The organism is Desulfurella sp., from assembly GCF_049977265.1.
In the GTDB taxonomy this organism is placed as follows: Bacteria; Campylobacterota_A; Desulfurellia; order Desulfurellales; family Desulfurellaceae; genus Desulfurella.
In genome coordinates, this window is the sequence record NZ_JBMFGQ010000016.1 from 25,626 (window position 1) to 33,739 (window position 8,114).

An 8,114-nucleotide genomic window follows, 5' to 3' on the forward strand; every position below is an offset into this window, starting at 1 on the left:
ATTATTTACCGAACGGACAAATAGGGTATGTGCAATAATCACAAAAGTGGCACAAACCCCCTTCACTGTAGAATTTTAATTCTTTTTTGTCAATTCTGTCTTTTGCAAGAAGCCTTGGCAAAAAAATATCAAGTGCACTTGCCTTATAGTATAGGCTACCAGCTGGTACCACGCACACAGTTGTATCGTTAATGTAGCCTACGCTTAAGTTATTTGCAGGCTGTATAGGGTTTGATTTAAACACAAACTTTACATTTGTTTTACCAAGTGCTTTTTTTGTTACATCATCTGGATCAACACTGCTTCCGCCACAAACAAATAACAAATCAGCATAACTTAACTCTTGCGTGGCTTTTATAATAGAATTTATGTCATCGGGAACAATTTGATAATCACAAATTGAGTAGTTAAATTTTTTGAGTTTTGATTCTATATGGCTTTTAAATTTATCTTTTCTTAGACCATAGTAGATTTCATTTCCCGTAATTATTACATTAATTTTTTTTAAAGTATATGGTATTACATTAAAAATTGGGTTGCTTAAAATTTTTTTTGCTTTATCCAATAAGTTTTTTTTCGCATAAAGCGGTATAATGCGAAACGCTGCAATCGTTTTGTTTGGTGTGCATGCAAAATTGTTGTGTATGGAAGGAAGAGATAAATCACTTAGAGCGTTTATTTTGAATAATTTATTTCTGTCAATCTTCAACAAACCATTAATTGAAGAATAAAAATTAATTTTACCTTCGCTTGGAGCTTTATCGTAAAAAACATTTTCTCCTGCAATATAAGGTGCGATTTCCAGTGCAAAATCATCTTCGTGTATATCGTCTTTTTCTGGTATTAGCTGATATATGTAATTTTTTCCAATAGATTTGAGAATTTCAATGTCGTTTTTTCCGACAATATGGCCTTTTTTAAATCGCGCACCCTTGAAACCTTCATCTTTGTTTATATATGTGATATCATGAGCTAGGGCTAAACCAACGCTTTTTTCAATAGGTACTTTTATTTTTTTCACGAACTTAATTTTAAATAAAGCAATTTTTTTGTCAAGCGTTTTTTTTAAAATAATATAACGCTAACTTGACATTCTAAAAAGAATTGAGTATTATAAATAACTTTGATGGAAATAGTTTATGCTAAATGGTTGTTTGATGGTAAAAAGCTTAGAAAGCAAACAGCATGCGTACTTGAAAATAATATTGTAATAGACTTATTAGCACTTAACACCGCAAAAAAACTCTATCCTCTATCACATTTAACAGACTATGGCGAAGGTGTCCTATTTAGCGGTTTTGTTAATGCACATACACACCTGGAACTTTCAAATATAAAAATTGAGCCATATCTGGGATTTGTAAACTGGCTTAAAACAATGATAGAAAGCAAAAAACAAGATAATGAAAACCAATTACAAAATTCTATCAAAATAGCAGTTGACACTCAAATTGAAAATGGAGTTTGCGCCGTTGCTGATATCAGCAATACTTTAAAAACTGCGGATTATCTTACTAAAATACCAAAATCTATTATTTTTTTTGAAAATTATTCACTAAAAAAAGATATAGCAAATGAAAAAATTACCTATATTGAAAATAATATTGACAACATAAAACAAAAAAAATATGTAAAAATTTATGTTAGTGCGCATTCCATTTATTCTACACATAAAAACTTACTAAAATATACATTGCTTAAAAACAATCCAAAGATTGGAAACGATTTGTTCAGTTTGCATTTTTTAGAAAGTGAATATGAAAATCTATTTGCCAATTCCTGTGGAGATTTATATGAAATGCTTCAACAAAAGGGTTTAATAGAAGACAAATTACATTATCCAAGTGCACTTGAATACATAAAAAGTTTAGGAGACATAAAAAAAGGTTTATTTGTTCATTGTGTATATATCAAACCTCATGAAATTGACTTTTTAAAATCTACCGGCTCAAGTATTGTAATATCGCCACGCAGTAATTATTATATTAGCAAAACTCTTCCAAATTTAGAGTTACTAAAAAAGTCTGGTATAAATGTGGCAATTGGCACAGATTCTCTTGCTAGTAACTGGGATTTAAGTATTATCAATGAGTTGAAATTTTTATATAAATATTACAGCCCAATTGATCCTGCTTATTTTTTTGAATTAGCCACACTTGGGGGTTATAATGCACTAAATTTAAAAATTGGCTTTAAAAAGGGATTTTATGCTTACCCTTTCTTTATAAGAGCATCCACAAACAATGCGCTTGAAGAAATTTTGCAATAAATATAAAAATTTGTATTATGTTTAAGATTATAAAAAAAATGAGGTTAATGTATGCCAAAAGATGACTCTATTAAAAAAGTCCTTATTATAGGCTCAGGTCCAATAGTGATTGGTCAGGCATGTGAATTTGACTATTCAGGGACACAAAGTTGTAGAGCCTTGTTAAAAGAGGGAATAGAAGTAGTTTTAGTCAACTCAAACCCAGCTACAATAATGACAGACCCTCAGTTTGCAAACAAAACTTACATTGAGCCAATAAGCGTAGAATTTATAGAAAAAATCATAGCAAAGGAAAAGCCCACGCATTTATTGCCTACACTTGGTGGTCAAACGGCATTAAATGCAGCTGTGGGTTTATATGAAGCAGGTATTCTTGAAAAACACAATGTAAAACTTATCGGTGCAAATGTAGAATCAATAAAAAAGGCTGAAGACAGGGAATTATTTAAAAAAGCAATGAACAAAATAGGTCTTAAAACGCCAAAATCAGCTGTAGTAAGAAGCCTTGAAGAAGCAAATCTTGCTGTAAGCGAAATAGGGTTTCCAGTAATTATAAGACCATCATTTACATTGGGTGGTACAGGTGCAGGAATTGCTTACAACAAAGATGAGTTTGAATCTGTTGTAAAATGGGGATTAGATCAAAGTCCAATAAAAGAAATATTGATAGAGAAATCCGTTATTGGCTGGAAAGAATTTGAGCTTGAAGTAATGCGAGATAAAGCAGACAATGTGGTAATAATTTGTTCGATAGAAAATTTTGATCCAATGGGCGTGCACACAGGGGATTCTATTACAGTTGCACCTGCACAAACACTTACAGACAAAGAGTATCAGCTTTTAAGAGACGCAAGTATTGCAATAATCAGGGAAATAGGTGTAGAAACAGGTGGGTCCAATATACAGTTTTGTGTTAATCCACAAAATGGTGAATTTTACGTAATAGAAATGAACCCAAGGGTCTCGCGCTCAAGCGCACTGGCAAGCAAAGCCACAGGTTTTCCTATAGCAAAAATTGCAACACTTTTAAGCATCGGTTACACTTTAGATGAAATACCAAACGATATAACCAAAAAAACACCTGCAAGCTTTGAGCCAACATTGGATTATGTTGTAACCAAAATACCGCGCTTCACATTTGAAAAATTTAACACAAAAGATGAAATTGGGATGCAGATGAAAAGTGTAGGCGAAGTTATGGCTATTGGGCGCACATTTAAAGAATCCTTACAAAAAGCTATAAGATCGCTTGAGATGGATTATTATGGCTTGGAAGATCCAGAAGAAAATGATATTATAAAAATTATAGATAAAATTGTGCACCCAAACAGCAAACGCTTATTTTACATTGCAAAAGCAATGCGAATGGGCATGTCTATAGATGAAATATACAAATATTCATTTATTGACAAATGGTTTCTGGCAAATATAAAACAAATACTTGATATGGAAAATGAAATAAAATTAAATGGCATAAATATTGAAAACATTAAAAAAGTCAAACAATATGGCTTTTCGGATAAATATATTGCAAATCTTGTCAATAAAAAAGAAGAAGACGTTAGAACTTTAAGAAAAAATTTGAATATTAAAAATGTATATAAGATGGTTGATACATGTGCAGCTGAATTTGAATCATATACTTCATACCTTTATTCAACGTATGAAGATGAAAATGAATCTAAAAAATCAAACAAAAAAAAGGTTATAATCTTAGGCAGCGGTCCAAACAGAATAGGCCAAGGCATAGAATTTGACTATACGTGTGTACATGCTAGCCTTACATTAAAAGAAGAAGGTTACGAATCTATCATGATAAATTGTAACCCTGAGACTGTTTCAACCGATTATGATATTTCTGATAAACTTTATTTTGAACCTTTAACTTTTGAAGATGTCATGAATGTTATAGAAAACGAAGATCCAGAAGGTGTAATTTTACAGTTTGGGGGTCAAACCCCACTTAAACTTGCAAAAGACTTGCAGAAAAACAATGTTAAAATACTGGGCACAGATTCCTCAAGCATTGATCTAGCAGAAGATAGAGAATTGTTTAAACAATTGATTATTAGGTTAGATTTAAAACAACCAATTAGTGCAACAGCTACTACTATAGAACAAGCGATTAATATTGCTAATAATATTGGCTATCCAGTTCTTGTTAGACCCTCTTACGTGCTAGGCGGTAGAGCTATGATGATAGTTTACGATCAAATTCATATGGAAAAATATTCAAAAGAGGCTATAAAAGTATCGGGAGATCACCCTATTTTGATAGATAAATTTTTAGAAGATGCAATTGAAATCGATGTTGATGCACTATCAGATGGAAATAACACAATTATTTGTGGAATAATGGAACACATTGAAGCAGCTGGAGTTCACTCTGGCGATTCTGCTTGTTCTCTACCACCTAGAACATTGACCAAAGAAACTATTGAAGAATTAAAGAGAGAAACAATGATCGTTTCTAAAGAATTAGGAATTAAAGGTTTCATTAATATACAGTTTGCTATTAAAGACAATATAATTTATATACTTGAAGTAAACCCTAGAGCATCAAGGACTATACCTTTTGTTAGCAAGGCCACTGGTATTGCCTGGCCAAAGATTGCTACCAAAATTTTGCTTGGTCAAACTTTAAAAGAACTAAATGTTGAAGAAATAATGCCTGATTATTACGCTGTAAAAGAAGTAGTATTACCGTTTGCTAAATTTCCAGACGTCGATGTGGTATTGGGACCTGAAATGAAATCCACAGGTGAAGTTATGGGTATTGATAAAGATTTCTCACTGGCATATTACAAAGCTTTTTATGCGAGCGGGTCAATTTTGCCCACAAAAGGTAATGTTTTTTTGTCACTTGCAGACAAAGACAAGTCTTACATTAACGATATTGCACAGAAGCTAAATGTTTTAGGTTTTAAAATTTTTGCAACACAAAGAACCTATAATATGATAAAAGATTTGCCAAATGTTTATTACGTAAAAAAAGTCAGCGAGGGTAGACCAAATATATTGGATTCAATAATAAATGATGAAATCGATTTTGTTATTAATACCCCGTCGGGTAAAGTATCATTTAGCGATTCATTTCATATTAGAAGATTATCGCTTCTAAAAAACATACCATATTGTACAACAATTTGGGGAGCTTTAGCAAGTATAGAAGCTATTACTGCAAAGATTAAATCACAAACAATTGATGTAAAAGCAATACAAGATTACTACAAGGAGTTGAGAAATGAGTAATAAAGTTTTTTTTACGCCAGAAGGTTACAACAAGCTTATTGACGAGCTTGAAAAATTACAAAAAATTGATAGGCCACAAATTATAAAAGAGATTGAAGAGGCTAGAGCAAAAGGTGATTTAAGTGAAAATGCAGAATATCATGCTGCAAAAGAAAAACAGGTATTTATAGAAAAACGCATTAGCGAAATATCAAACAAAATCAATAAAGCCTGTATAATTGACCCAAACAATGTTTTAAAAGATAAAATTAGCTTTGGATGTAAAGTAAAATTGCTCAATACAGATACAGATGAAGAAGCTGAGTATATGATTGTAGGCGACGAGGAAGCAAACCCAAATGATGGCAAAATATCTGTAAATAGTCCAATCGCGCTGGCACTTTTAGGTAAAGAGATAGGAGATGTTGTGAGCGTAAAAGTACCAGCTGGTTTAAAAAATTTTGAAATAGAGGACATATCATAATTATGCAAGCATTAATATTGAGCAACGATAAAGTTGCAAATGATATATATTGTGTAAAACTTCAAAAGTCGCATTGGTTTGATTACAAACCAGGCAAATTTTTAATGCTTAAAGTAAATAATTTAAATGAACCCTTACTTCGAAGACCATTTAGCATAGCTGAAGCTGTAAATTCATCAATAGATATTTATTACAAAGTTGTGGGTCTTGGAACAAATATTTTATCTGATCTAAAAAAGGGTGAATTTATCGATTTTACAGGACCTTTTGGCAATAGTTTTGAAATAAAACACAAACGCCTTGCTCTAGTAGGTGGTGGCATTGGTGTTGCACCACTTATTGGTTTAAAAAATTTTTTAGACGAGCAAAAAATTGAATCTGAGTGTTTTTTTGGGTTTAATACTGCCAATGATTGCTTTGTAGACTTTGGCCATATTGTCACAATTGATGGCTCTTCTGGTATAAAAGGCACAGTTGTTGATATGCTGGCTCATTTAGATAATTCGTATCATGTTTATGCTTGTGGACCAAATGCTATGCTTAGTGCTTTATGCAAACTTGCAGATGAAAAAGGTTTTAGTATGGATATATCCTTAGAATCTAACATGGCATGTGGTTTTGGTGTTTGCTTAGGCTGCAGCGTAAACACAATAAAAGGGTACAAACAGGTTTGCAAAGATGGACCAATCTTTAATTATGCGGAGATAATATGGTAAACTTATCAGTAAAATTAAATAATTTAATATTTAAAAATCCTGTGATGAGTGCCTCTGGCACATTTGGTTACGGGATTGAGTACAATAGATTTTTTGATATAGGGCTTCTTGGTGGTGTTATTGTAAAAGGCTTAAGTCTAAACCCAAGGCAGGGCAACCCGCCACCAAGAATTATAGAAACTCCATGTGGTATGCTAAACTCTATTGGCTTACAAAATATAGGCTATAAAAAATTTATTGGCGATATTTTACCCCAATTTGACAATATTGATACAAACTTAATAGTGAATATTTATGGTGGTGAAATTGGAGAATTTGTGGAACTTGCAAGCAAACTAAATGATTATAAACAAATTGCTGCTTTGGAAGTAAATGTATCGTGCCCAAATGTCAAAGCAGGCGGTGCTACATTTGGAAAAGACCCAGAAGTTGTATTTGTCCTTATATCAAGCATCAAAAAGGTTTGCGAAAAACCAATAATTGTCAAATTAACACCAAATGTTACAGATATTGCTCTAATTGCACAGGCGGCTCAATCTGCTAAAGCTGATGCGGTAAGTTTAATAAACACTATTACGGGTATGGTTATTGATACAAAAACAAAAAAACCTTTCCTTGGAAATAAATTTGGCGGATTAAGTGGACCAGCTATTTATCCAGTGGGTCTTAGAATGGTTTATGAAACCTATGAAAAAATAAATATACCAATAATTGGAGTTGGCGGTATAAATAGTCCCGATATTGCTATTCAATATTTTCTTGCTGGTGCATCTTTAATACAAATTGGCACAGCCAATTTTGTTGAACCAGATATTGCTTTAAAAATAATAGAAGGAATAAGGAGGTACTTAGAAAATGAAAAAATTGATGATGTTGGCAAGCTTGTTGGTCTTGCTCACAACTAGTGCTTTTGCATACACTTTAAAAGATTTGGGTATTTCTCTTAAAAATTATCAGGTTTTGCCTTTTAAACAAATTGCAATAAATGCAATGACAAAACAAAAACTTGAAAGAAATGGTATTTTGACAATAAAAAAAGGACAATATATGATTTTTACCTACAAAAATGAGACCGTAAAACTAAAAGATGCCAAAGTATATGATACTATAGACAATAGTACCAAAGTTTATCCACTAGAAGGTTTTAATCAAGTTTTATACAATCTTTTTTTAGGAAAAGAAAATATTAATTCAATCTTTGATATTAAAAAAACAAATAGTAACTTTTTGCTTACACCAAAACAAAAAACAAACATTGCCCAGGTAGATCTTTCTTTAGATAACCAAAAACTTAAAGAAATTAAAATTACAGATATTTATGGCAATATAATAATATTTGATTTTTAATGTTGCTTTTATGTTGCGAACACTACAACGAAGCAAAACCATTCATTGAATATTTCAAGGCTCAAAA

Annotated in this window: 7 protein-coding genes; 6 read left to right on the forward strand and 1 reads right to left on the reverse strand. The window is 31.8% G+C overall.

Features of this window, described 5'->3' with window-relative positions:
• Window position 1: 1 nt before the first annotated feature.
• Complete coding sequence (locus ACP5FO_RS04575) at window positions 2-1,021, reverse strand: molybdopterin-binding protein (protein ID WP_428107761.1); 1,020 nt, start codon at window positions 1,019-1,021, stop codon at window positions 2-4.
• Window positions 1,022-1,126: 105 nt separating this feature from the next.
• Here ACP5FO_RS04575 and ACP5FO_RS04580 point away from each other — a divergent pair, with 105 nt between their 5' ends.
• Genes ACP5FO_RS04580 through ACP5FO_RS04605 form a run of 6 tightly spaced genes read left to right on the forward strand, consistent with a single transcriptional unit; the run spans window position 1,127 to window position 8,047 of the window.
• A complete protein-coding gene (locus ACP5FO_RS04580; RefSeq protein WP_428107758.1) occupies window positions 1,127-2,269 on the forward strand; it encodes an amidohydrolase family protein in 1,143 nt (380 codons plus the stop codon).
• Between the two features lie 51 nt (window positions 2,270-2,320).
• A complete protein-coding gene (carB, locus tag ACP5FO_RS04585) occupies window positions 2,321-5,521 on the forward strand; it encodes a carbamoyl-phosphate synthase large subunit (protein ID WP_428157082.1) in 3,201 nt (1,066 codons plus the stop codon).
• Complete coding sequence (gene greA, locus ACP5FO_RS04590) at window positions 5,514-5,984, forward strand: transcription elongation factor GreA (protein WP_428107754.1); 471 nt, start codon at window positions 5,514-5,516, stop codon at window positions 5,982-5,984. Before carB ends, greA begins: the two co-directional genes overlap by 8 nt.
• 2 nt (window positions 5,985-5,986) lie before the next feature.
• Window positions 5,987-6,700, forward strand: coding sequence for a dihydroorotate dehydrogenase electron transfer subunit (locus tag ACP5FO_RS04595; RefSeq protein ID WP_428107752.1), 714 nt, complete (start codon window positions 5,987-5,989; stop codon window positions 6,698-6,700).
• The gene (locus ACP5FO_RS04600; protein ID WP_428107749.1) at window positions 6,694-7,605 is read left to right on the forward strand and encodes a dihydroorotate dehydrogenase; all 912 of its coding nucleotides are present in this window, start codon (window positions 6,694-6,696) and stop codon (window positions 7,603-7,605) included. The genes ACP5FO_RS04595 and ACP5FO_RS04600 overlap by 7 nt, the downstream gene beginning before the upstream one ends.
• Window positions 7,556-8,047, forward strand: a complete 492-nt coding sequence (locus tag ACP5FO_RS04605) for a LolA family protein (RefSeq protein WP_428107747.1) — start codon at window positions 7,556-7,558, stop codon at window positions 8,045-8,047. Before ACP5FO_RS04600 ends, ACP5FO_RS04605 begins: the two co-directional genes overlap by 50 nt.
• The last annotated feature ends 67 nt before the right edge of the window (window positions 8,048-8,114 follow it).

What these genes read in the sequence shown, in the direction of transcription:
- ACP5FO_RS04605 (WP_428107747.1), top strand. Translation starts at nt 7,556, where the DNA reads ATGAAAAAATTGATGATGTTGGCAAGCTTGTTGGTCTTGCTCACAACT.
- ACP5FO_RS04595 (WP_428107752.1), top strand. Translation starts at nt 5,987, where the DNA reads ATGCAAGCATTAATATTGAGCAACGATAAAGTTGCAAATGATATATAT.
- carB (WP_428157082.1), top strand. Translation starts at nt 2,321, where the DNA reads ATGCCAAAAGATGACTCTATTAAAAAAGTCCTTATTATAGGCTCAGGT.
- ACP5FO_RS04580 (WP_428107758.1), top strand. Translation starts at nt 1,127, where the DNA reads ATGGAAATAGTTTATGCTAAATGGTTGTTTGATGGTAAAAAGCTTAGA.
- greA (WP_428107754.1), top strand. Translation starts at nt 5,514, where the DNA reads ATGAGTAATAAAGTTTTTTTTACGCCAGAAGGTTACAACAAGCTTATT.
- ACP5FO_RS04600 (WP_428107749.1), top strand. Translation starts at nt 6,694, where the DNA reads ATGGTAAACTTATCAGTAAAATTAAATAATTTAATATTTAAAAATCCT.